Below are 25,935 nucleotides of genomic sequence, written 5' to 3'. Positions count from 1 at the left end.
CGTCAGCAACGGTGCCAGTTGCTGTTCAAATTCCAGCACTACCGTACAGTTAGCCTCAGTTTGTGGGGGGAATCCGTTGTATTTGCCCCGTAAATCGCAGATTGTCTGGCCGCGTGAATTACTCCGGGTAACCCGCTACGCATGAACCCGTCAACCCCGGGCCTGTAATTACCAACCGACTGGCGATTCGATGGGTAAGGATCATCAACCGGACAGGGGTGAGTCTGATAACGTGACTGAGAAAGGAATTTCACGGGCTCATCGGGGTTATGAGCCTGCGGTCGTACCTGCAATGAACGGTCAGTATCGATCGATAAAACTGTTATTTGTCCTTCCCCACCAGTGTTACTCAGTGACTGGTGGGGAAAGATATTAACCGATACTCATTCAGGGGATAATCACAGATCGAACCGATCCAGATTCATCACTTTGGTCCAGGCTGCCACGAAATCACGGACGAATTTTTCGCCGGCATCTGCGCTGGCATAAACCTCCGCGTTGGCCCGTAAGACCGGATGAGAACCAAAGATCAGGTCGGCACGACTGGCCTGGTATTTAACCTCACCGCTGACCCTGTCACGACCATTAAACAGTTCAGCGTTTGCATCGGTTGCCTGCCATTCGGTCCGCATATCCAGCAATGTCACAAAGAAGCTGTTATCCAGTTGACCCGGAACATGACTAAACACTCCGACTAAACTACCGTCGAAATTAGCTCCCAGAGCGCGCATTCCACCGATCAATACCGTAAGCTCCGGAACCGTCAGGGTCAGTTGCTGTGCTTTATCAATCAGCAAATCTTCGGTGCGTGACGTGGCATGACTGTCGCGATAATTCCGGAAACCATCCGCTTCAGGGCGCAGAAAGCCGAAAGACTCAATATCTGTCTGATCCTGACTGGCATCGACCCGCCCCGCAGTAAACGGCACTTCAACCTCGAAACTGCTACCGGCAATCGCTGTTTCCAGACCTACCACACCGGCCAGCACAATAATATCCGCCAGTGAAGCTACCGACGATTCGCGCTGAATTTTTTCCAGTACCGGCAGAACACTGGCTGCCAGCGCATTGACCGGCCACTGACGTTGCGGCAATAACGCCAGTCTTGCCCCATTGGCTCCGCCGCGTTTATCACCGCCGCGGAAGGTAGAGGCTGAAGCCCAGGCCACATTTACCAGCTCAGCCACCGACAGTCCGGACGATTTAATCTGCTGTTTCAGGGCACGGATATCCTCCGGTGAGGGATGATACTTCGCCACCGGCAGCGGATCCTGCCAGATCAGATCTTCTGACGGAACCTCAGGGCCGATATATCGGGATTTTGGCCCCATATCGCGGTGAGTCAGTTTAAACCAGGCTCTGGCAAAGGCTTCATTGAATAATTGCGGATCATTCAGGAAACGCCGTGAAATTTTTTCAAATTCCGGGTCAAAACGCAGGGTTAAATCAGTCACCAGCATCGTCGGCTTACGCTTTATCCCCGGATGGAAAGGATCCGGAATCGATGCCGGGGCATCCACTGCTTCAAACTGGATTGCGCCTGCCGGACTGCGCGTCTGTACCCATTGATAGTTAAACAGGTTTTCGAAGAAATAATGACTCCACTGGGTCGGGGTTTGTGTCCAGACCACCTCCAGACCTGAAGTGATAGCATCAGTCCCGACACCACTCTGATAATCCGAAGCCCACCCCAGTCCCTGCGCTTCAATTGGCGCTGCCTGCGGGTCTGCACCCACATGGCTGGCAGGTCCTGCACCGTGAGTTTTACCCAGGGTATGGCCTCCGGCAATCAACGCGACTATCTCTTCATCATTCATCCCCATATTACCGAAGGTGGCACGGATAGCCGGAGCCGCCGATGCGGGGTCACCACTATGCTCCGGTCCTTCCGGGTTGACATAGATAAGGCCCATTTCGGTCGCCCCTAACGGCGAACCGGCCAGGGCTTCCGGATGGCGGTGCTGCAGCCAGGTTTTCTCCTCACCCCAGTTCACATCGAGATCGGCTTCCCAGACATCCTCACGACCCGCGGCAAAACCAAAGGTACGAAATCCGGAATTTTCCAGGGCGACATTACCCGCCAGAATATACAAATCGGCCCAGGAGATTTTCTGCCCGTACTGTTGTTTTACCGGCCAAAGCAGACGGCGGGCTTTATCCAGACTGACGTTATCCGGCCAGGAATTCAGCGGCGCAAAACGTTGTTGTCCCCGCCCAGAGCCACCGCGGCCGTCGACAGAACGATAAGTTCCGGCACTGTGCCATGCCATACGGATAAACAGCCCGATATAACTGCCCCAGTCAGCCGGCCACCATGACTGTGAATCTGTCAACAGCTTACGGAGATCGGCTTTCAGAGCATAATAATCCAGGCTGGCAAATTCACGACGGTAATCAAAGTCGTCACCCAGCGGGTTGGAACGTGAGGAGTGTTGATTCAGTAAATCTACCCGCAGTTGTGTGGGCCACCAGTCACTGTTGCGGGTACCACCACCGGCGACTTTATTGGTTTTGCTGTGTGGAAAAGGACATTTAGCAGCCCCGGACTCAGGCTCTGCTGTGGAAAATGTATTGTTATTCGGTTCTTCGGAACGACTCATGCGCAACCCCTTATAGTATTTAGCGGAGTTACCTTAACGCGGAGTTGGCCGGACGCCTATCTGCCTGCTTCTATCTCTTTGATAGCTAATACCTTACCAGGTCTGTCTGTGATGAATCAGGCGTTCACTGAGGGGGATTGCCAGCGCGTGCCCCCGATCGGCCGGAGACACGCATGGTCGGATTAATCGCTTAACAGTAATCCTTCGCGCCCGTCCAGAGGTTCACTGCCGGCCACTTTGCCGATTATTTTCCCGGGCCAGGCATAGGTCTGACTGTGGCGGGCAAACAGAATACCATCGGTCTCCGCCAGGACTTCGGTGCTCCCCTTCAGCGGGTCGATAATCGTGGCAATCAGATCCCCCTTCTTCACCGTGTCCCCCAGCCGCAGATGATAAGCTACCAGCCCTGCCTGCGGCGCTTTTACCTGTGACATCGCCGCCAGAGGGGTCGCTTCACAACGCAATGCCGGAAGCGCCGATGCCTCCGGACCACTGATCACACCACGTCTTTCCAGCAACCGGTAGAGTGCCGCAGCCTGATCCTGAGCCTGACGGATATCCACATCATCATTGCTGCCAAGTTCCAGGGTGGTCGCCAGACAGGCCGGCGGGATGGGGTTATCCGGGAAGCGCTCCGCCAGTTGCCACCAGGGTGCGCTACAGGCCTCATCAAACGGATTTCCACCGGAAAGATCAGCCAGCAGTATCGCTCTCGCATCCAACTCGGCAGCAATATCGCTGGCATCGGGCCAGAGCGCAGGCCCGGTATACATATGCACCAGCGCCTCATTGTCGGCGTGTAAATCAAATACCAGGTCAGCATCATGGGCCAGTGTCAGCAGCGTATTCCGCAGGCTGTCGATAGCACTTTTCGGGCGTTTTGCCGCCAGCACGGTGGCCATCTCAGCCCGAATCAACGCGATATTTTCCTGTGCATCCTGCCCCAGTTTTTTCGCCACTTTTTTTCCGACTGCCGCCGCAAGTTCCGGGAAATCCCGGTTAAAGTTACTTCCGGTTTCGGCTTCATAGCGACCATTCAGAAATCCCTGATGGTGCTGAGTCAGCCCCAGCGGATTCGCCTGCGGTAACAGGACTATTTCCCCTGTCAGTTTACCCCGTTGCTGAGCCTGCTCCAGCATTGGACGCAGATAATGTAACACCAGCATGCCCGGAAACTCATCGGCATGTAATCCAGCCTGCAGGTAGGCTTTCGGTCTGGCCCCCGGTTCACCAAAGTGATAGGCAGTGACACTATGTTTAGTACCCGATTCAAGAGCAATCAGCGGATACTGGCTGGCGGTAGCTGAAATTTCATCGGTGGCTACCACTTCGCCGGTTTGAAAGTCATTGGTCATCATTATTTCCTGCATTGTCGTACTGCTGCCTGATTTCGCTGTCATGCAACGAAACCTGAGTAAAAATCTGCAAATCTGCAGCCATCTCTGGCGATAAACAGCCAGCGATTAGCCATGTTTCTCGCGCAGACTTTCGATATCGAGTATTCCCTGACCACTGCCAGTAGGTTGATAACTGAGTTGTATCGGACCTCGTTTTGTATAACTGCTTCTGCCATCGTCCCCACAATCCTCGATAAGGTCTGCGGTTAGCCGACTGAGCATCTCATCAGCTTTCTCAACCGGCTGCTGACGTAACACGGTTCCGGTATTCAGATTGATAACATCTCCGGGCAGCGCAAAGGTCAGTTGATTACCACTGGCAATAAATTCATCCGCCTGCAGGGTAATCTGCGAGCGGTTAGTTTCTACCAGCACCACGCCTTTGGCCCCAATCACCGTCAGTAACGAATTATCATGGTTGGTGATAAAACCACTGTCATCGCAGATACCCAGCCCGTAATGTACCCCTTCTTCAGCACAGGCCACCACCAGACGACCCAGCCGCCCGGCAGAAATCAGATTCTGGTCAACCACTCCCACGCCGAATAAGCCAAGTCCCTCCTGAATCACCAGACCACGGCGTCCCATATCTGAGGCTATACCAAAGCGCATCGCTTCATAGGAACTGCCACCGGCAATCATAAATCCTGACAAAGCCGCCGCCGCACCACTGACCGCAATAATAGTAGCCCCGGCCGCATAAGCCTCCACCAACGCCTGCAGAACAGGCGTCACTTCACCACGGTGTAATAAGGCTTCTGCCAGACGGATCTGATTTCCGCCAGTCAGCAGAATGGTCTTCAGGGAAGCAATCTGTTCGACCAGTTCAGGGTCAAGACCGATCCGCTCAATATTGTCGATGGTAACCCGCAAATCCAGGCTGTCGATACCCTGTTCTTCAAGCCGTCTGACATAGCGTGCCGCCTCGCTGCGTGGCTCAGACGACGCCGCCGCAAGAATACCTACCGGGCCTGCACCGACACAGGCATTCAGCACTTCATCGAGCAAAAGAGAATCATAGGCCAACGGCGTAGAGCCGAGCAGTATCAGACGGGAATCGACCTGCGGCTCAATCCCATAATCACGCGCCAGTGCACGATAATGGCTGGCTGTGAGTTGTGAGGCATCTAACCGGAAATGATTCAGGCTGGCACGGTAACCGATGGCGGTCATCCGTAACTCATTATTTTTTATCGAGATCAGCGACTGAGAACTGCCCCCGATGCGTTCAAACCCGACACTGGTGGCTTCCCCACGGTTGGGATCGACAGCGCTGGCACTGTCACTCTGGTAACTCGTCGGATCACCCAGCACCAGACGAGCCAGCAGGTCGTAAAGGGTATAGGCACCAAACACATTGCGCAGTGAGCGGGCCGGCGCACGGTAAGCCACATCCGCGTGCGAAACCGCGATTTTGGAAGGATGAGGCAGTGCCTGCAGCGTGTCGAGCAGTAACCGGTCACCGTTATCCAGATAGCTGAAGCGGATATTTTCTGCTGTACCGGCTGTGGTGTCATAGCTGGCGTGCTGCATATCAATCACAAACACGCCGTACTCTCCCAACACACTGGCTTCATTGCCCTGAATAAACATTGCGGTATTTTCGTCAACGCCAAAGCCGGTGGTGACATCGCTGTTCATCAGCGCAATCACCAGCCGGCCAAAGCGCCCGCGTTTAATAAAATGCTGGTCAATAATACCCTGGCTGAAAAATCCCAGCCCTTTGCCCAGTAACATGCCGGGCTGGTCTTCGTGCGGAATAATCCCGTAGGTCACCGCTTCCAGTGAGGTGCCGCCGACAATCATCGTGTCAGACATCATCGCCGCTCCGGCACTGGAACCTGCCACCAGCCCTCCGGCGGCAAAAGCTTCACGGATAGCCGCCAGTACCGGACTCTCGTTACCGTCCGGTGCCAGGGCTTCGGTAATAAAGACCTGGTTACCCCCGGTGAAAAATACGCTGCCATATTCACGGATCAACGCCACAATCTCCGGTGAATGTGCCGCCTCTGCCGCATGTTCCCCATACACCGGTGCCAGTACCACATCAAAGCCATGAGCTCTGAAAACAGCCAGCGTTTCTTCGCCGACCGCTTCAGGCTCGGAAGAGGCCGTGGGAAAAACCACAATCCGTCCACCACAAAAGCGATGCATCTGCTGATAAACGGCAGTGTTATCATCTTCCAGCCGGCCGCCGATTACCGCCAGTTTTGGTTTCTGATTATTTTCTGAAGTCACGCAATTAGTCATAAATATCTCATCAGACCGGTCAGTCATTCGGTATTATTAGTACGCCACGTTCACCCTGAGTTATCTGATAACCCGCCGGGATATCGGTGGTCTGAACCGGTAAAACCTCCGGAGCGGCAGCAGGAAGTGCCTCACCAAAGGCTGGTTTAAAATTGATAATCTGTTTCCAGCAACGGGTGATATTTTCGCAGAAGAACAATACCAGATCATTACGGTTAGCCATTTTCAGCAGGGTGCTCAGCGCATCCACTTCCTGTTCAACAATCTGAATCGCCTCTTCTTTCACTCCCCGATACATCAGTGCTTGTTTCATCAGGCGTGGCATCTCGTCCGGCCCGCGGTCCCTCAGGTCATCATCTCTGTGGCATATATAGCTGTCAAAGTGCCCTGCCACTTTCGCGGCAATGGCCGCAACATCTTCATCCCGACGATCCCCCGGGCAGGTTACCGCCACCAGCCGACGCCCCTGTGGATTCAGACGTCCCACCAGTTCCACCATCGCTCCAATAGCCGCTTCATTATGTCCATAATCGAGGATCACCCGGAAGCCGTGACCATCGAACACATTCATCCGGCCGGGAGACTGGAAAAAGGTATTATCGAAGGTCCGTAAGCCACTGCGAATCTGATCGAGGGTTTTCCCCAGCGCATAAGCCATTCCGGCGGCAAACATTGCGTTTTCAACGTTATGCAATGCTTTTCCTTCCAGAGTGGCAGGGATCAGATGAGTCCAGGTTAAGGGTATCTGCATTCCGTTATCATAAATAACGATCTGCTCACCGTTCAGCCCCTGCTCAAGTACGACTGCCCGTTTGCCCAGCCGGATGTGCTCACGAACCAGCATATGCTCAGGATTGCGCGTCACGTACATAATGTGTTTTGCCGGAGAATGAGCGGCCATCTTCAGGGTATATTCATTATCCGCGTTAAGCACCACGGTATCACGGGTGACTTCGGCGATAACCCGTTTCACTTTGGCCAGCTCATCCAGCGTATCCACACCTCCCAGCCCCAGATGGTCTGAGGTCACATTCAATACTGCTCCTACATCACAGAACATATATCCCAGACCGGAACGGACAATCCCGCCACGGGCGGTTTCCAGCACGGCAATATCGACCGACGGATCACGCAACACCATTTTGGCCGATACCGGGCCGGTCATGTCTCCTTTGACCGTGACATTTCCGTCAATCAGCACCGCATCTGTCGACGTCTGACCGACCACATGACCGGCCATTTTCAGGATGTGGCTCAGCATGCGCGCACAGGTCGTCTTACCGTTGGTCCCGGTTAATGCTGCAATGGGCACCCGGCACTGGCTGCCGGCCGGAAACAGCATATCCATAATCTTGCCACCCACATCACGGGGCTTACCTTCGGAGGGGGAGATATGCATCCGCAGCCCCGGTCCGGCATTGATCTCACAAATCGCCCCCAGGGTCTCACGGTAGCTTTTGGTGATATCGGTGGTCAGAAAATCGACGGCACCTACGTCCAGCCCCACCGCGAGAATCGCCCGTTCAGCCATCAGTTTATTGTCCGGGTGAATCACATCCGTGACATCGACCGCCGTTCCGCCGGTGGAGATATTAGCGGTTTTCCGCAGGTAGACTTCCTCACCTGAAGGGGGAATGCTGTCGGCGGTATAGCGATAGCTTTGCAGCAGTCTGATGGCCTGTTCATCCAGTTCCAGCCGGGTCAGGACATTCTCATGCCCCACACCGCGTCGCGGGTCCTGGTTCACCAGAGCGATCAGTTCACGAATGGTATGAATCCCGTCACCTGCCACATGGCCAGGGACTCGCCGGGCTGCCGCCACCAGTTCACCGTTAACCACCAGCAGACGGTGATCATCCCCACGGATCATACTCTCGACAATCACCGCACTGCCTTCCGGTTCAGCCAGCGCGTAGGCTTTTTTAACTGCCTGTTCATCCGTCAGACTCACCGAGACGCCGCGCCCGTGATTCCCATCCAGCGGTTTCACTACCACCGGATAACCGATTCGGTTAGCTGCCGAAACCGCTTCATCCTCATCGTAGACCACCCGCTGTTTTGGCACCGGGAGTCCCAAATCCCCCAGCAACTGGTTGCACATATTTTTGTCTGCGGCAATTTCGACGGCGATATGCGAGGTTTTACTGGTCAGTGCAGCTTCAATGCGTTTCTGATATTTCCCCTGCCCCACCTGTATCAGGCTGGCATCATTCATCCGGTACCAGGGAATATCCCGCTCCTGAGCCGCTTTGACTAACTCCATGGCTGACGGACCGAGTGTCCGTTTGTCCGCGTATCGCAGATAGCGGGCGATATGGTGACTGAGATCCACCGCCCGGACATCTGCTTCAGCCCGGGCGAGTGCCACCAGCATATCGCAGGCCACTTCACCGGCTTCCAGCCCGATGTCTTCGGTTTCATAACTGTACAGAACTTCGGCTTCATCGTCCGCCTGCGATGTTGCGGTGAAGGCAATGCCGCCTTCCATCCCCGCCAGATGTTGTAATTTAAGCGCCAGCCGCGCAATCAACATGCCAGGTTCCTGATCCACCGGATCGCTGCTCATCCCGGGAACTACCTGATCCAGCGCCTGATAAACCTCAGTGCCAAGGGTGTTCAGTTTTTCGGCATAGTGCGGGTCGATATCCACCGTCAGGCGAATTAAAGGTGTCCGGGCAAAAGTATTGGGTCCAACAAATACTGACGTAGAAATAATATTCATAGTAATCGCCTTCTTCATGCTCTAAAAACCAGAAATAAGACCGCTGCGTATCTGGTTCACGTCACTGTGTGAGATGAACATTGATAGGCGCTGCATACATGCAAATCATCAGAATTTATCTGACTGCCTTAGCATACCGGGACGAACCGTGGCTCACCGCCAACGGACCCTGCGCACTACTGACTGAGACGCCTAAAGCCCGCAACGGAGGTTGACGGCTGACCTCTCGCTACCCTTTGCGAAAGTGGATACCATCCCATTCGTCCGTCATTGACTCCTGATAAAGGAGTTACCGCGCCATCTCGCCATAAACATATGCACAGATCGGGCCAATATTCTGGCCTTTAGCGCAGATGACCATGCCGCGCTGACTGAACGGTCATAAAACACCCAAAACCGCGAGTAGCACTGGTGGGACAAGGTGTCAGGGACAGACTACATCTCAGGAACAGGCAAAGTATCAGGAACAGAATAGTGCAGAATGATGACTCTGCCAGTGCCACGGATGAAAACAAACCGGCGACGCAATGGCACAGATTTCGTAGGTTAATCCACGGCAATGGCAGAGAAAGTAATAAGCACCGGAAGATGCGGGAATGCAGGCATCAGCCAATCAGGTGACTGATAAAAAAGAGTTCACTGCCGCCCTCTCACGGTAAGCGGCAGTGGCTGATACTTAGCGGAACTATGAACGGCCTTTCAGGGAACCCCGGGCATCGTGCGGTTCAGATCTCAGATACTGATTGGGTACGGTGACCTGTTCATGAAGTGCCGCTGCCGCATGCCATGGCCAGCGTGGGTCATAAAGTATGCCACGGGCCAGAGCCACCAGATCAGCATCGCCTTGTTGCAGAATATCTTCTGCCTGTTGCGGTTCGGTGATCAGTCCTACGGCAATCACAGGAATTTTCACTTTGCTGCGGATCGCCCGGGCAAATGGCACCTGATAACCCGGACCGACGGTAATCTTTTGCTGTGCGGACAATCCCCCACTGGAGACATGTACAAAATCACATCCCAAAGCTTCCAGAGCCTGGCTGAAGACTTGCGACTGTTCAACATCCCAGCCACCGTCCACCCAGTCGGTGGCAGAAATTCGGACCCCGACAGCCACAGAATCTGCGACAGCTTGTTTAATTGCACTAAAGACTTCCAGCGGAAAACGCATGCGATTTTCAAGCGTTCCACCGTACTCGTCACTACGTTGATTACTCAACGGCGACAGGAACTGATGCAACAAATAGCCATGCGCCGCATGCACTTCAATCAGATCTAAGCCTAATGCGACAGCCCGACGTGCGCTGTCAGCAAATTTCTGTTTCACTGCCTGTAACTCAGTAGCACTCAGTGACACCGGAGGTAATCCGTCATCATGAAAGCCTACGGTTGACGGTGCAACGGTTTGCCAGCCACCTTGCTGTACAGACAACGGATGACCGCCCTGCCAGGGGGCACTGACACTGGCTTTTCTGCCGGCATGTCCCAGTTGAATACCAATACGGATTGGCGAAACTTCACGAATCTGACGGATTACCGCCCCCAGTGCAGACTGCGTTTTATCATCCCATAATCCTAAGTCCTGAGGTGAAATCCGGCCAATATCCTCAACCGCTGTCGCTTCAATAATCAGTAATCCGGCACCAGATAAAGCAAGATGTCCGAGATGAATGGTGTGCCAGTGGCCGGCGCATCCTTCCTGTGCGGAGTACTGACACATCGGGGCAATCACAATACGGTTATCGAGGGCAAGTTGCCCCAGTTTCACAGGACTGAATAGTTGACTCATAATTACCTCAATCGGTTTACTGTTAAACATCGTCCGGAACGGACAACGTCTGATACAACAAACGGTTACTGATAGCCTTCAGTCAACCACGATAAAGCGCTGGTTTCTGCAACCGCGTTTAATCTTACGCCCGCACAGAGAATCTTTCCTCTCTGTGTAAAGGTTTTTACGTCCTGACTGATAAGCACCTATTCACCCACCCATCCTCAAACTGATCTTTCAACGGGGCTGAGCGGCTGTAAATACCGGATAATATGCTGTTGGGCTAAGGTTCAAAGGCCCCGTTCTTCCCTCCCGTGGGGGGCTACGGCACATTATTACCCGCAATATTTACCCGTAGTCATTGTAAGCCCGGCATCCGATAACAGCCTCTCCGTACATGCTGTTTACCCGCTTAATGATGTCTTTCAAAAACAAAAAAACGGCCCGCAGGCCGTCAAAGAGAAACATGAACCCTTTTCAGAGTTTATCGAGCCAGGAGCTGGCAGTTTGTTTCAGGGTTTCATTCAACTCCCGGATATTCACTTTACCATGCTCCAGTAACCAGTCAGTCGCTGCCTCCTCTCCCCGGGAAATAAACGGCTCTACCCCTTTAGCCCAGGTGGCACGGCCACATAGCACCCCGTTAAAGGTGGATCCCGCTGCCCGCGCAAAATGCAGCGTCTGGCGAAACAGATCGGCACTGACTCCGGCACTCAGAAAGATAAAGGGTAAGTCTGTGGCTTCGGATTGCTGTCTGAAATATTCAGCCGCCTGTTCACGGCTATAAACTGCCTCACCAGCGCCATTAAATCCCTCAACATATTGCATATTTACCGGCACTTCGACTTTAAGGACATCCACTGCATAACGGGGATTGGAAAATTCGCGCATCATATCATTAACCTTGTGTGGTTTTATTCGTGCATATTCCACACTTCCGGAGTCTGATATATTGGCCTCATAAGAAACCAGCTCCAGGAAAAAAGGCAAATCTTCCGCCACACATTCAGCGCCCAGACGCTCAATAAAAGCATGCTTTTGATTGTTAATTTCAGCCGACTCATCAATATCATAGTAAAGCAGGAATTTAACCGCATCGGCTCCCGCTTCTTTGAGTCTTTTTGCTGACCAGATATTCAGTAAATCGGGTAACCGCCCTGGCTGGCTGGCATCGTACCCTGTTTTCTCATAGGCCAGCAGCAACCCGGCATTCTGCGCGCGGGCCTGAGCGGCCGGCAAGCCATACTCAGGGTCAAGCAGGATCGAGGTCGCGAAAGGCGTCAGATTTTTCGACACCAGTGTTTTAAAGCGAATAATATCCTGTGCGTCAGCCCCCTGAGGTTTATAGGATTTAATCATTTTCTTTAATGCACCTCGTTGATCAATGGCCAGAGCTGCAATAACCCCGTCATTATCTGACAGTCTTAACATCGCCTGTTTTTTATTTTCAGTCAGCTTAATCATATTTCACCTGTTAAGAATTAATAATAAAAAAATGACAGTGCGCGGCAGATTACCCATCCGTTGCCGGACGAAACCCTTTATTCATTAATTAATTTTTATTTATTTTAACCCGCAAATTTATGGCACACACAAATCCACCGGATATAAAAACACCCAAAGAGATAAAATAAATATAAAAGTCGCGCACTGTCAGTCGGATAATTAACTTTTCAGTTTTTGTTTATTTCCACCCCTGGTGTTGGCGGATTATCTTCATACCGTAGGAAGCTGATGTTGTACAACCGATTCCTGTTCTCCAAACTGCTGCTCAAAAGCAGTACTGATGGCGGCTAACGCTTCACGGGCGTTCGGACCACTGGTAGTAAATTTCAGCCGGTGCCCCTGTTTTGCGCCGAGGGCAATCACCTTCATCATACTGCGGCCGCTCACCGGGGCTGACGGCCGGTCAAGATTCTCAATCAGAATATCTTCGGGCCACTGGCGGATCAGTCTGACCAGTTCTGCCGCCGGGCGAGCATGCAGTCCGTGACTGTTTGCCAGAACAAAAATGGCGCTTTCTTCTCCCTGGGTCTCCATGGCTACCGGAGCAGGTTCAGCAGTAGGTTGCCTCTGCAGAATACTCAACACCTGCTGCTCGTCGCTGACTGTCGTTAAGGCCTGGCCGACACTGTCGTCCCCCAGTAAACGGGCAAGATTGCGCAATATCTCCAGGTGTTCGTTATTTTTTGCAGCAATGGCAATAATCAGACGGGCAGTATTGCCTTCGCCCCAGTCCACACCTTGTGGGCAGGCCAGAATGCGCACCCCGGTGTTTATCACCTGATCCCGACTTTCCGGTGTCCCGTGGGGTACCGCAATACCATTCCCCAGGTAGGTGCTGGTTATCGCTTCACGCGCCAGAATGCCCTGAAGATAGCCGGGGCCGGTCAACCCACTCCGTTGCAGGGTAGCGGCCAGTTCGGTCAGTGCCTGATCTTTACTCAAGGCCCGGCGTTCAAGGCGAATCATCTCGCGGGTCAGCGTGATAGCCGATCCGGAGTGTGATGATGAGTCGGTTGGCATCCCGGAGGCTTCGGGCAAACTGCGGCGCGACTGCCAGATTTTAAGCATTCCCAGCATCACCGCGCCGACTAACGACCCTGCCAGAATACAGGCCACCCAGACCAGGGGTTTACTGACCAGTGGCAGAATAAGAAAGCCCCCATGAGGTGCCGGCACCTGGATATGCATGCTGTAACTGAGCACGGCAGATATCGATGAGGCAATCATCATTAGCGGAATCACTCTTACCGGATCTTTTGCTGCAAAAGGAATCGCGCCTTCGGTAATATGAGTACAACCTAAAATATAATTCACCAGTCCCGCCGCCCGCTCTTCCGTGGTGAATCCTTTAGGAAACAGCGTGGTGGCAAAGGCAATGACCAGTGGCGGTGTAATACAGGCTGCGGAAACACCCGCCATAAAGTAATCATTCCCCTGGGCCAGCAATAACGTTCCGGTGACATAAGCCGCTTTATTCACCGGCCCGCCAAAGTCAAAGGAACACATCGCCCCCACGACAATGCCTAACAGCACCGGACTGGCCTGCTGCAAAGAACTTAGCCACAGCATCATGCCATTATTAATGGCCGCCACCTGTTGCCCCAGCAAGACCATCAGTACGCCTGTTACCAGTACCCCGGACAACGGCAGCAGAAAAATCGATTTCAGGCCTTCATATTGCCGTGGCAGCCTCCGCAACAGGTGTTTCATCCACAACATAAAATACCCGGCAAAGAAACCCGCGATAATCCCGCCGAGGAAACCTGCCCCGGTGGCATTGGCCAGTAGCCCCCCGACAAAACCCGCCACCATTCCAGGACGACCGGCCACCGAAAAGGCAATAAAGGCGGTAAATACCGGCACCATCATGGCAAATGCCTGCTGTCCAACCTTCATCAGTGTGGCGGCAATCGGATTATAATCAGCCGCTGTCGGGTCTGCGGAATATATCCCCCACAAAAATGACAGGGCTATCAATATGCCGCCGGACACCACAAAAGGCAGCATATTAGAGACACCACTCATCAGGTGTTTATACACCTGCCGGCTCACAGACTCCTGAGTAGCTTTGCCAACAGCAGGCTGTTCTCCTCTGCCAGCCGCCGGTTGGCGGATAATCCCTTCCCCCCTGATTACCCGTTGAATTAACTCAGTCGCCTGGTGTATCCCCTGCTTCACAGGCACTTCAATCACCGGTAAGCCATCAAACCGGCCCGGATTCACATCTTTGTCTGCGGCAATAATTACCCCGTAAATGTCGGTTAAATCCTCTGCCGTTATTGCATTTTCTACTCCGGATGCACCGTTAGTCTCTATCTTAATCGGTACACCTGCCTTTTCGGCGGCCATTCTCAGCGCTTCTTCCGCCATGAAGGTATGGGCGACCCCTGTCGGGCAGCCCGTCACCGCAATGACTTTTTTCATTTTTGACCTCTGTTATAATCTGCGGGTCTCTGTCTGCCCGAGTAACTGGTTAATTCCCGATAACGTTCCTAATCCTGCAGAACCGGCCACATCGGCTCCGGTCGCGCTGGCCAGCCGCAGAGCTTCTGTGACTTCCCCGCCCTCCGCCCAGACACTCAGGAATGCGCCGAGCGCTGCGTCCCCTGCACAGGCAGAACTGACAAGCTCAACAGAAGGTGCCGTACAGAACCACAGCGCCCCGCCGTTTGAAAAATACATTCCCCGGCTCCCCAGGGTGAGTAACACATTACGCGCGCCGGCATCATGCAGTAGGGACATCGCCCGTCGAATCTGCGCTTCATTACCGGCCGGTAAGCCAAAGATTTCCTCCAGCTCCTCATCATTGGGCTTAATCAGTAACGGACGCTGACTAAGCAACTGCTTAAGTGACGGATGACTGATATCCAGAATCACCTCACACTGCTTTGCGTGACAGAGTTCAACAATTTGCCGGTAAAACTCACTGCCAATGCCAGGCGGAAGACTGCCACTGATCACCAGAGCGTCTCCGGCTGTCAGCGCTTCCAGCAGGAGAAGCACCTGTTGGCAACATTGCTGGTCAGCTTTATTACCCGGATTAACCAGTTTGTATTCCTGGCAACCATCATTGATAAACACATTGATTCGCGTTGGGTTATCCACCCAAACCGGGGTGACACTAAGCTGGCGGGCAGTAAGTTCTTCTACAATGTATTGCCCGGTAAATCCGCCAAATATCCCCAGGATATGGACCGGTTGATTGAAGTGATGAAGTACCAGTGCGACATTCACCCCTTTGCCATTCGGGCAGTAATCAGTGCGGTGAGTGCGGTTAACCACTCCCGGGTGAATCGCATCACAGGTAATATTCATATCGATTGCCGTATTTAACGTCAGTGTATAAATCACAATGTCCTGCCTTGTTGTCTCCTGACTCGAGGAGGCCGGATAAACTGAGCAGGCTGCTGCCCTGTTCTCCTGGCCGTCCACATTGCCGTTACCTTCGCCAGCCGGTGAGTCGCCTCCTGACTCTCCTGGTTATAAATTTAAAAATGAAAGAAAAAAACGATTAACCTTCATTTTGTAATAAATGTATCAGTAGTTATCCGGTTAAAGCGTGACCGGTGACACGATTTTGCGCTTTAACTTTCAAACTGAAAGATAAATAGTGGATACTTTCATTTTTCGGGCCAACTCACAGAATAGCCATCACCCTCTGATAACGTGATAATTCGCAAATAAATCTAACAATCATAGTGATATAGTCGATAGCACTCAGAGGTTCTGGCACACATATTTTGTAAAACTGTCAGAATTGTGACGAATAACTTTCAGGTTTACTGATAACTTTTCGGCTGACTTTCATTTGGAAAAAGTCAACGTTATAGTGACTCTCTCGATAAGCATAGGAACGGGGGAGCTGTGCCCAGGAAATCATCGAATCTGTTGAAACGCAGGCTAAAAATTGCCGAACTGGTTGGCGAACATGGTGAGATTAAAGTGGAAGATCTCTCTGCTCTGCTTGGCGTATCCGGAGTGACTATCCGGGGTGACCTCAGCTATCTGGAGCAACAAGGTTATCTGAAGCGATCATTTGGCGGAGCGATCGCGACTCCGGCTTACCATTCCCTGTCCACCCCCGATGAAAGTCCTTTACCGGTGACCGGGAAAACGCTGACACTCGCGCAGCAGCTGGAAATTGCCCGTCATTGCGCCAGGACGATCAGCCCGTTTCAGACCGTTTTCCTGGGGGAAGGGAGTGTTATCCGGCGGGTGATTCCCTTTCTGAGTGAATTCAACGGGCTGAAACTGATAGTGAATGATCTGCACCACGCATTACTGGCCGAACAATATATTGAGGGTGATATCATTGTGGCTGGCGATGAGTTAATGGCACCGCTGTCGTTACTGGCGGGCAACTCACTGGAGGAGTGTCTGAGCAGATATACCGTTGATCACTTTATTTTTGAGGCCGGTATTCGCGAATCTGACGGAGGGCTAATGGTCAGTCAGCCTTTATTATCCGGGTTTTACCAGGCAGGTCTTAATTCTGCACAACAAAGTACAGTGATTATTACCGGTCAACCGGCACGGTCAGACACACCCTCAACGGCAGGTTATTTAGCTCAGGCCAGCCGTCTGGTGACCAGTCGCTTTATACAGCAGCACTATCAGCCTCAGTTATCAGAGGCCGGATTCAGCATCCAGTACAGTAATAACGAATGTTTTAGCTGGTCAGCCACCCCTTAAGCGGGATAACAAGGAGCCATAATGTCAGTGAATATTTGCACCATGGGTGAACTGCTGGTTGAGTTCCTGTCGAAAAACCCTAATCAGGGCTTCAGCGAAGCCGGAGAATTTCTGGGCCCTTATCCCAGCGGCGCACCAGCTATTTTCGCGGCGCAGGTCGCCAGGCTCGGGTTCGGTTCGACGTTGTTTGGCTGTGTGGGTAATGATGATTTTGGCCGGATGAATATTGCAAGGCTGCAACGTGAAGGGGTGAATACTGCGGGCATTTCTGTGGCCAGACAGGCACCGACCGGCACAGCCTTCGTCAGTTACCGGACGCAAACTGAACGCGACTTTATTTTCAATATTCCTGACAGTGCCTGCGGGTGTTTTAATGCACGGCTGATTGATGTCACACTGCTCAGCCAGTGCAACCATTTTCATATCATGGGCTCGTCGCTGTTTTCATTTCGCATGATTGAGGCCATGCACAAGGTCATCGAAATCGTTAAGCAAAACAACGGCACGGTCTCGTTTGACCCCAATATTCGTAAAGAGATGCTCAATATTCCGGAGATGGAGCAAGCCTTTGACTTCATCCTGGAATATACCGATATTTTCCTGCCCAGCGAGAGTGAAGTTGCCCATTTTTCCAGCAGAAAACATCAGAGTGAATCGTCGGTTATTCAGGAACTGCTGAATAACGGTATTGCTCATGTAGTGGTTAAACGAGGTCCACAAGGAGCCAGCCATTATCAGATGACGGCGGGCAGTCTGAATGAATTACATGTCAAAGGCTCCGGCGGTGAAGTGATTGATCCTACCGGGGCGGGTGACTGTTTTGGCGCAACTTTTGTCAGCCTGTTACTGGCGGGATATCCCATCCGTCAGGCACTGGAGTTCGCTAATACCAGCGGGGCTATTGCTGTTTCCAACAAAGGTCCGATGGAAGGACTGTCTTCCCTCGCTCAGATAACCCAATTGGTTGCTGTTTAACGCTATATAGCCGCTTCCCTGCGATAGGGCCTGCCCTGTTTGCCCTCTGGTTTTCCACCACTGGTGTCACAAATCAACTTATTGTTGATCTGTTTAGCTATTAATCATATATTCATTCAGTAATTCAACAAAATGTTGAATTTACATTGAGCGTATCCTCTTCTGGCGCCGTTTTTCCCATTTTTCGCAAGGTCTTTCGCCATGTCTGAACCATCAGCAACTGAAGTTAACGATCATTTTTTAATGATGTTGGCTGCCGCCGTCCGGGTGATTGGAAGTGTGGTTTCCCGCAATGCGGAAGTGGTGCTGCACGACTTAAGGCAGCCTGAGTATTCCATCGTTGAGATAGTCAATTCACAGGTAACCAGCCGGAAGCAAGGAGATCCAATTCTGGCAGGTCTGCGCACTGACCAGGCATTTATCCAGGCCATGGAAAACAGCAGTGAAAAGGTCTCTCTGATACTGGACTACACCACATATAGTCGTGACGGCAAACCACTTCGCAGCAGTAGCGCCATTTACCGCGATCACACCGGCTGCCCTTTTGCTGCGTTGTGCATCAATGTTGATCAGGCGGGAGTAGATAACGCCTTACAGATCCTCTCTGCTCTGGGCAACCTGTCTGTGCCAGCAACACAGCCTGCGATACCCGCAGAACCTGCTCCGGAAAATATGGAACAGATGATGCGTGAAATTATTGCTTCGGCCACCGCACAGAGCCCTGGTCACAGTCGCTCTGCCGGGAAACAAGCCAATCTCCTCGCCGTCAGTGCAATGCAGCAGAAAGGATTATTTATGATGAAAGGCGGTGTGGAGAAAGCCGCCGCGGCCCTCGGCGTCACCCGCTATACCATTTACAACTATCTGGATGCCCTGAAATCGACGGACTCCTGACTGTCATCACCGTGTCATTGTTCACTGTTCAGCCGGTGATAAATCACCGCACAGGAAACACCGATGGAGCAGACCCTATGTTAAGTATCAAAACCCCTCTGACTGAATCGCTGCCGTTAAGCCAGGGCAACAACGCCAGAGTCTGGCTTAAAATGGAAGCCCTGCAGCCTTGTGGATCTTTCAAATTACGCGGCGTAGGCCACGCCTGCGAAACCTATTATTCACGTGGCGCCAGGCGTTTTATCTCCTCATCCGGGGGGAACGCGGGGCTGGCGGTCGCCTATGCCGGCCGCAGACTGGGGGTTCCGGTAGTGGTATTTGTCCCTGAAACTACCTCTCAGCGGGCCAGAGAGCTGCTGGCGCTGGAAGGCGCCAGCGTGCGTGTCGCCGGCAGTAGCTGGGCAGAAGCCAATCAGGCTGCACTGGCGCTGACAGGTCGAAATGATGCATTTATTCACCCATTCGATGACCCTTTACTGTGGGAAGGCCACGCAACAATGATTGATGAAGTGGTCGCTGACGGTGTTATTCCGGATGCGGTGGTGTTATCGGTTGGCGGTGGCGGCCTGCTGTCAGGGGTCGATGCCGGCCTGACACGCAACGGACTGGCTGAAGTCCCAATCTATGCCGCAGAAACCGCCGGTATGGCTTCTTACCAGGCAGCCTTACAGGCGGGTAAACCGGTCAGTCTGGCGGTACTGTCGGGGGTTGCTACCTCTCTGGGAGCCCGTCAGGTGTGTGATCATGCCTGGCAAATCAGCCGACAACGACCTGTGCTCCCCTGTATTGTCAGCGATCGCCAGGCAGTGGATGCCTGCCTGACATTTGCCGATGATCATCGGGTGATGACTGAACCGGCCTGTGGCGCCGCTCTGGCGGTACTTTATTCGCAACAGCTGCGCTCAGCCGGACTGAATAACATTTTGCTGGTGGTCTGCGGTGGTGCCACCGCAACCCTCTCTTCCCTGCAGGAATTTCGCGAATAATTCCGTATGACTGCGCTATTTCCACGGCAGCGATGCCATTAACCAGGACATTTCCTGTGACCATACTTTATTTTTTTCAAAGCGACTCACTCAGCCTGACAACAGAAGTAGTCAGTTGTTCCCCCCTGCCGGAAGGACAGTTCAGGGTTGTTCTGGCGGCAACGCTTTTTCATCCACAGGGCGGAGGCCAGCCTTCCGATCAGGGCTATATAGGGGAAGCCATGCTGGTTAAGGCGATGCCAGAAAGCGGAGAAGTGATACACATTACTGACCGGGCGGTCCCTGCAGGGCCAGTCATCCTGACGGTAAACAGTGCGGTACGGCAGCTACACACCCGCTACCACTCTGCCGGACACCTGATAGCTTATGCGGGTGAACAATCCGGCTGGCAGGCAGTTAAAGGTAATCACCGGCCGGGTGAAGGTCGGATTGTTTTCATTGCCGGTAACAATGCACAGCCTGTTACCGCCGAAGAGATCAGCCAACGGGTGGCAGACATGGTCGCCGCTGATTTACCGCGACGAACTTCTGAATACCATGGACGACGGCAGGTAAGCTGGGGCGACCTTCCGGCCACAGCATGCGGTGGCACGCATGTTACCTCTACCGGCACCACCGGTGAGGTGGTGATCAGTAAAGTAAAACAGAAAAAAGGGTGAACTCTCGGTCAGTTATCAACTGTCAGTTGTCTGAACAGACCGTCAGCGCCATGACAAGAGGGTTGTCACGGCACCATGGTTCACCTCACACCTGACTCAGTGCTGTTTCCAGTTCACGCCGGGTCATTCGCACACAATAGGCAGGAGTACCGCGTTCAAAGCGTCGTCCTTCTGCCAGTCCTCCGGCATCCACAGTATCGAAGCCAAAGGTCTGGTAAAGTTGTGAGGCAATACGTTTGCCTTCGACATTATCTCCTGCCAACGGCAAGGCGCGCCGCCCTTCGTTTCCTTCCGGCAAGCCATCAGTTTCAAGTTCCGTCATCGGAATAGCATTAAAGGATTTGGTGATAATCGCACCCGGTAATTGCTCTGCCAGCCACTGGCTGGTAGAGATCTGCCCCGCTTCCAGTGCCGCAACCTGTCCGTCACGCTCCGGATAATAGTTCACTGCATCTAATAGCTGTTTGCCCACCAGTTGATCCGCCGGCAACCTTCCCACGGCATTGAGCGGTACGGCCACTACCACAAACTCACCGAATTTTATCGCCTCGCTCACGGTCCCCGTTTCACATCCTGTCATCGCCCGCAGGCTAAACAGTGTCTCTGGTCCGCGTGAGTTACTTATCATTACCTGATGTCCAGCCTTAATAGCCAGTTTCGCTATGGCCCGTCCGACATAGCCTGCACCAATAATTCCCAGTTTCATCGTAATCTCCTGAACATGTTAATCGACGGATTCACTGTATTTAAATGCAATAATGAGATAAACACTGATATAACACTGTGATAAACAACATTCAGGAGTGAATCGTGGACAAGCTGACCAGCATGAGCGTTTTTGTCAAAGCCGCTGAACTGGGATCATTTGCCTCCGCCGCCGAGGCACTGAATATGTCACCCCAAATGGTGGCGAAAAATGTTGCCTGGCTGGAAGCCCGGCTGGGCACCCGGTTACTGAATCGTACCACCCGTCGCCAGAGTCTGACAGAAATAGGCCACAGCTATCTGAGTAAATGTAAAACTGTGCTGGCTGAAGCAGAAGAAGCTGATGCCATTGCTCTGGAAATGAAACTCTCACCTGCCGGTGTTCTGCGGGTGAATGCCCCGGTAACCTTTGGGGCCCATGCCCTGGCGCCGTTTATCACCCGTTATCTCGAAGACTACCCGGAAACTGAAGTCGAACTCACCCTGAACGACAGGTTTTCTGATCCTACCGAAGAGGGTTATGAAGTGCTGATCCGGATAGGCGAATTAGCTGACAGCAGTATGATCAGCTGGCCATTGCGCCCCTACCGCATGATTGCCTGCGCTTCTGCCGGATATCTGGAGCGGGCCGGGGTACCACGAGACCCGGAGGATTTGCAACATCACTCCTGCCTTGTCTATGGGATATGGTCAGCGGCTAATCCCTGTCGCTGGATTTTCAGCAAAAACCACCAGCAGCAGGAAATCAAACCCCGCGGTCGTTTTCGTTCAACCGACTGGAAAGCGCTGCTTTATGCCGCTAATGCAGGTCACGGTATCACCCTGGGACCGGAAGATATTCTCCGCCAGGAAATTGCCGAAGGGCGTCTGGTGCAGGTACTGGCAGACTATGCCGGTCCGTCACGTCCGATGAATATTTTGATCCCGGCCGGGCTTCGTCCTACCACCAAAGTCCGTAAGTTTGTTGAGGCTTTGCGTAAGGAATTTAGCTGAACAACATCACTGCTTATTGTCATAGATATTTACAGGTAGAGATTACGAGCGACGTGTAATTCTTCCATCCCCGGGGGATTTTCTCTCGTGCTGTGAACTCATCTGCATTCACTGGCGAAAATATCCGTCTGCCATCTGTTGGATGTTTATTCGCCAGAATTGAAAGTCAATTGCAACTTATTTAACCGTATTGTGTAACTGGCCGATTTAATTTACAGATTTAATTAACTATCGTAGATCAGATAAATAACTCTGCTGCATATTTTTATTATTTTTTATTTTAAACATCCGCAAATCTATTGTTTAACTATTGCACATAGCGATTAAATATCAGCCAATTATTCCATTGATTCTTATTATGTTACCCTGGGAAACATCAGGAAACATAACATTTCAATGAGCGATAAAATAATAATAACTATAGTTATTAATTGGCAATACAATAGAAAAGCTTATTCATCCACATGACAATAAAATAATGAAAGTCATTAAAAATAATATCCGCATCCTGCCAGCCGCCATATTATGTGCACTGGCAATTCCCGCCGCTTACGCCAGCGATCTGATGACTCAGCCGACCCTGACCGGTGACTGGGGCGGTGAACGGCAGGCACTTGAACAAAAAGGAATAACGCTCAGCGGAGACTACGTGTCTGAGACCGCCAGCGTGGTTAAAGGTGGCCAGTCACGGGGAACCCGTTATGCACAACAGATTCGCGTTGGTGCGACTTTCGATTTCAACAAACTGTTTAACACCTCCCATGCAGGTAGCCTGCAACTGACCATTAATGACCGCCGCGGGCGCAGTGCTTCAGCTGACCTGGCAGGCAACCGGTTGCCGATTCAGGAGATCTACGGCGGTCTCTATACCCGTCTGTCTGAACTGAGTTATACCAATACCCTGCTGACTCCCCAACTGAAATATAAAGTCGGTTTACTGTCAATGGGCAACGATTTTGCCACACTGCCGATTATGTGTAGTTTTATGAACGCCGGTTTCTGCGGACACCCGCTAACTTTATCCGGCGGCAGTGGCTGGGGTAACTATCCAAGCGCCCATTTCGGCGGCGAGCTGAGTTACCAGTTTAATGACAGCTGGACGGTTCAGACAGCGGTCTTTAACGTCAATCCCCAAATGAGCAGCCGTTCTGCCCGGGCATTCAAACCGGTTGGTCCGGGTACCACTGGCTATATCATGCCACTGGAGTTGATCTATCACCTGCAGGCGGCTTTGCCGGGGCTGTATAAAGTAGGCTACTACTACGACAGCTCTAACGAAACGCGGATCGATGATTCGCAGATTCGTGCCCAAAAACGTTGGGGGGCCTATCTGCTGGCAGACCAGACACTATGGCAGTCTGCATCGGTAGCCCGTCGTAATCTGCATATCTTTGGTCAGGCGACCACCACTGATGGTGCGACCTCGCCTTTCCGTCACTGGTACTCCACCGGGCTGGTTTTAAATGCTCCGTTCGAAGCGCGCCCGGATGACTCAGTCGCGATTGGTTTCGGTCGTGCTGTCTATAACAGCCACAGCCGGCACAATGCAATCGCGAAGCTGGAGGCTGCGGGAGAAACCGCTGCCGCTGATCAGTTAAGCGGGCTGGGAATGGGTGAAGAACTGGCAGAAGTGGATTATAACGTGCAGGTCACTCCCTGGATGTCTCTGCGCCCTGGCGTGCAGTACATCAAAAATCCGGGGGCCTTTGCGAACCAGAAGATTAAAAATAGCTGGGTGACCGGGGTTCAGTTAAAACTGAAATTCTGAAAAGCATTACCCGTGTAAACTACCGGTCAGCCGTTGTTGATGGCTGTCCGGTATTCAGCAATGGCCCTCAGGTTGACTGATTTTCCAGCCACTGAATCAAAAATTCGCTGAAAGGACTGACCTGTAACGGATGAAAACGACACTCAGGAAGTTCAGCCATCCTCTGCCAGAAACCTTCCAGGCCACAATAATCGAATTGAAAGGACCCGGATATGCACCACAGATGGAAGAACCGGCCCGCTTTGATCAGGAACTGATTAGCCACCTGCAGTAACCCCCCCGGCAGCCTACAGCAATCCTCTGCCCCAGCCTGGAAAACAGGCCGGGGGTGATGGTTATTGTGCCGCCGGGAACCAGACCCCTTCTGACGGGAAGTCAGCCGCCGTTTTGCCCAGTAAACGGTCTGGCGCAAAATCTTCCAGCAATGCCGGACGTTGCTGTGAACTGACTTCCTCCGCAACCAGCCTGCCGATCAACGGCGCCAGTGTGATACCACTGTGGGTCACCATCAGGTAAACCTTACGTTGCGGTGTAAGATAGCCGATAGCAGGCAATCCATCTGCAGGCTTCGCCCGCTGTCCGACGGCGATGCTCTCCAGCCGGGCGTTGTCGGTATTCGCCAGCAGTCGCCGCAGACGAATCAGCATTTCTCTGCCAATAAAACCGTCCACCGCCGGTGGTTGTACCGGATTAGCATGCACATCCAGATCGGTGGCCTGTAAAATCAGCCGTCCACCCCCTGCCGGACGAATATTCAATTCTGGCGAGATCAGGTTAGCCGACAACTGGGTCAGCACTGGCGTGGTGTAAGCCAGGAAACCGCAGGCCACTTTTCCCTGCTGACTGGCATCGATCATCGCCAGAGACAAACCCAGCCGGTTTACCAGTTGTTGTGACCACCGCCCGGTGGCAATAATTACCTCATCGCCCTGCCACTTGCGGCCATCAGACAGAAGCAGAGTCACTCCTGAGGAATCTTCACTGATATCTACCACCTCACAGCGGGTCAGCATTTCTGCGCCCTGTTCACGAAGCACGGCGAGTTGTGCGGCCAGGTAGATAAACGGATTGAGCAGGCACTCCTGCGGAAAATACCATAATGAACCGGCACCCGGCGGGATCTGTAATTCAGGGATCCGTGTTTGTATTTCGCCGGGTGTCACCTGTTGTAGTGGATAGTGATGGGCGGTCAACCTGCTAACCCGTTCAAGTAATTGCTGTTCGCCCTGCGGATCGATGGCCCATTCATAAGTGCCGCTCTCTTCCAGCCAGCGTCCTGCTGTCGGACTGTTATGCTGTAGTTTCCGGTGTTCATCGATGGCTTCGGCATTCAACCGGTGATAACTGTCCGGCGATTTACCGTTAGAGTTAATCCAGGCGTAGCTGGTGGTGCTGGTTCCGGCCCCGGCAGTCTCACGGTCAAAAACCGTAACCTGTATCCCGCGCAAGGCTAATTCACGTGCAACCGAAAGCCCCAACACTCCGGCACCGATCACTGCTACCCGTTTTGTCACAGAACGCCCCCTCAATGTGCAAGCTCAAAATAAACTGACCTGTCCAGCCAGATACCCGTTAGCCTCAACGGGATGACCCTGGTTACTACCTTAACCGTTTAGCCTGTCGCTGCAAATACCATACCAGTCTCTTAGCAGAGCCACTGTATTCAGTGGTTCTGAATATTCCTGATGGTAAATTCAGGTGGCAATTTGGAGGTTACAGGCCATCAGTGGTTTCACTGCCTTTTTTTCCGATACACTGACGAATATGTTGCTGCTGTAGGTGACGTATATCCTGTAGCGTACTGCCGGTTGCCAGTAACTCATCAGGCAAATTGATATGCAATGTTGCCAGCAACGCATGGGCTATATATTCCACCTGAGCCGTTTCAAACAGCCCCGTCGTCTGACGGATTAATCCAATCGCTACCGATAACATCCAACGATAGTTTTCTGATTTAAGCACACTGCCCGGCGAAATTTCCCTGGCCCGAATCAGATAGCCGTGGTAACTTACCCGGACC

18 protein-coding genes and 2 pseudogenes are annotated in these 25,935 nt (G+C 52.6%); 8 read left to right on the top strand and 12 right to left on the bottom strand.

The window, feature by feature from the left end:
- Nucleotides 1-398: 398 nt before the first annotated feature.
- From katG to pfkB, 9 genes and pseudogenes are all read right to left on the bottom strand, one after another.
- Complete coding sequence (gene katG / locus B3Z23_RS06900) at nt 399-2,600, bottom strand: catalase/peroxidase HPI (protein WP_294904700.1); 2,202 nt, start codon at nt 2,598-2,600, stop codon at nt 399-401.
- Between the two features lie 182 nt (nt 2,601-2,782).
- On the bottom strand, nt 2,783-4,000 hold the full coding sequence (locus B3Z23_RS06895) for a M14 family metallopeptidase (protein WP_294904698.1): 1,218 nt from the start codon (nt 3,998-4,000) through the stop codon (nt 2,783-2,785).
- A gap of 63 nt (nt 4,001-4,063) precedes the next feature.
- Complete coding sequence (locus B3Z23_RS06890; RefSeq protein ID WP_294904695.1) at nt 4,064-6,247, bottom strand: cyanophycinase; 2,184 nt, start codon at nt 6,245-6,247, stop codon at nt 4,064-4,066.
- A 19-nt stretch (nt 6,248-6,266) separates the two neighbouring features.
- The gene (gene cphA, locus B3Z23_RS06885; protein ID WP_294904692.1) at nt 6,267-8,969 is read right to left on the bottom strand and encodes a cyanophycin synthetase; all 2,703 of its coding nucleotides are present in this window, start codon (nt 8,967-8,969) and stop codon (nt 6,267-6,269) included.
- A 685-nt stretch (nt 8,970-9,654) separates the two neighbouring features.
- On the bottom strand, nt 9,655-10,755 hold the full coding sequence (locus tag B3Z23_RS06880) for an NADH:flavin oxidoreductase/NADH oxidase (RefSeq protein ID WP_294904689.1): 1,101 nt from the start codon (nt 10,753-10,755) through the stop codon (nt 9,655-9,657).
- A gap of 459 nt (nt 10,756-11,214) precedes the next feature.
- Nucleotides 11,215-12,198, bottom strand: a complete 984-nt coding sequence (gene lacD, locus B3Z23_RS06875; RefSeq protein ID WP_349677218.1) for a tagatose-bisphosphate aldolase — start codon at nt 12,196-12,198, stop codon at nt 11,215-11,217.
- A gap of 255 nt (nt 12,199-12,453) precedes the next feature.
- Nucleotides 12,454-13,209, bottom strand: a pseudogene (locus tag B3Z23_RS18720) (HPr family phosphocarrier protein); the annotation flags it as partial.
- A gap of 78 nt (nt 13,210-13,287) precedes the next feature.
- Nucleotides 13,288-14,667: pseudogene (locus B3Z23_RS06865) on the bottom strand (PTS fructose transporter subunit IIC); the annotation flags it as partial.
- Nucleotides 14,668-14,679: 12 nt separating this feature from the next.
- Nucleotides 14,680-15,594 carry a 1-phosphofructokinase gene (pfkB, locus tag B3Z23_RS06860; protein WP_294904683.1) on the bottom strand — a complete coding sequence of 305 codons (915 nt, stop codon included), beginning with the start codon at nt 15,592-15,594 and terminating at the stop codon, nt 14,680-14,682.
- A gap of 513 nt (nt 15,595-16,107) precedes the next feature.
- Here pfkB and B3Z23_RS06855 point away from each other — a divergent pair.
- From B3Z23_RS06855 to B3Z23_RS06835, 5 genes are all read left to right on the top strand, one after another.
- Nucleotides 16,108-16,935: a DeoR/GlpR family DNA-binding transcription regulator gene (locus B3Z23_RS06855; protein ID WP_294904680.1), complete on the top strand. Its 828-nt coding sequence runs from the start codon at nt 16,108-16,110 to the stop codon at nt 16,933-16,935.
- Nucleotides 16,936-16,956: 21 nt separating this feature from the next.
- Nucleotides 16,957-17,910: a sugar kinase gene (locus B3Z23_RS06850; protein ID WP_294904677.1), complete on the top strand. Its 954-nt coding sequence runs from the start codon at nt 16,957-16,959 to the stop codon at nt 17,908-17,910.
- Between the two features lie 201 nt (nt 17,911-18,111).
- Complete coding sequence (locus tag B3Z23_RS06845) at nt 18,112-18,804, top strand: helix-turn-helix transcriptional regulator (protein ID WP_294904674.1); 693 nt, start codon at nt 18,112-18,114, stop codon at nt 18,802-18,804.
- A gap of 77 nt (nt 18,805-18,881) precedes the next feature.
- Nucleotides 18,882-19,790, top strand: coding sequence for a pyridoxal-phosphate dependent enzyme (locus B3Z23_RS06840; RefSeq protein ID WP_294904671.1), 909 nt, complete (start codon nt 18,882-18,884; stop codon nt 19,788-19,790).
- A 56-nt stretch (nt 19,791-19,846) separates the two neighbouring features.
- Entirely contained in the window at nt 19,847-20,449 is a 603-nt protein-coding gene (locus tag B3Z23_RS06835) for an alanyl-tRNA editing protein (RefSeq protein WP_294904668.1), read from the top strand.
- Nucleotides 20,450-20,534: 85 nt separating this feature from the next.
- Here B3Z23_RS06835 and B3Z23_RS06830 read toward each other — a convergent pair whose 3' ends face one another.
- The gene (locus B3Z23_RS06830) at nt 20,535-21,155 is read right to left on the bottom strand and encodes an NADPH-dependent F420 reductase (protein WP_294904665.1); all 621 of its coding nucleotides are present in this window, start codon (nt 21,153-21,155) and stop codon (nt 20,535-20,537) included.
- 104 nt (nt 21,156-21,259) lie between these two features.
- On the opposite strand from B3Z23_RS06830, the gene B3Z23_RS06825 reads away from it, so the two are divergent.
- From B3Z23_RS06825 to B3Z23_RS06815, 3 genes are all read left to right on the top strand, one after another.
- Nucleotides 21,260-22,147 (top strand): LysR family transcriptional regulator, encoded by an 888-nt coding sequence (locus tag B3Z23_RS06825; protein WP_294904661.1) that lies wholly within the window; start codon nt 21,260-21,262, stop codon nt 22,145-22,147.
- Nucleotides 22,148-22,625: 478 nt separating this feature from the next.
- A complete protein-coding gene (locus B3Z23_RS06820) occupies nt 22,626-23,915 on the top strand; it encodes a carbohydrate porin (protein WP_294904658.1) in 1,290 nt (429 codons plus the stop codon).
- A 130-nt stretch (nt 23,916-24,045) separates the two neighbouring features.
- Complete coding sequence (locus B3Z23_RS06815; protein WP_294904655.1) at nt 24,046-24,189, top strand: hypothetical protein; 144 nt, start codon at nt 24,046-24,048, stop codon at nt 24,187-24,189.
- A 61-nt stretch (nt 24,190-24,250) separates the two neighbouring features.
- On the opposite strand, the gene B3Z23_RS06810 is transcribed toward B3Z23_RS06815, so the two are convergent.
- Together B3Z23_RS06810 and B3Z23_RS06805 are read right to left on the bottom strand one after the other, a co-directional pair.
- Nucleotides 24,251-25,429: an NAD(P)/FAD-dependent oxidoreductase gene (locus B3Z23_RS06810; RefSeq protein ID WP_294904652.1), complete on the bottom strand. Its 1,179-nt coding sequence runs from the start codon at nt 25,427-25,429 to the stop codon at nt 24,251-24,253.
- Between the two features lie 199 nt (nt 25,430-25,628).
- Nucleotides 25,629-25,877: a hypothetical protein gene (locus B3Z23_RS06805; RefSeq protein ID WP_294904648.1), complete on the bottom strand. Its 249-nt coding sequence runs from the start codon at nt 25,875-25,877 to the stop codon at nt 25,629-25,631.
- Nucleotides 25,878-25,935 lie beyond the last annotated feature (58 nt).

Source organism: Tatumella sp. UBA2305, from assembly GCF_002345795.1.
In the GTDB taxonomy this organism is placed as follows: Bacteria; Pseudomonadota; Gammaproteobacteria; order Enterobacterales; family Enterobacteriaceae; genus Tatumella; species Tatumella morbirosei.
This window is presented reverse-complemented; position numbering and strand designations above follow the sequence as displayed.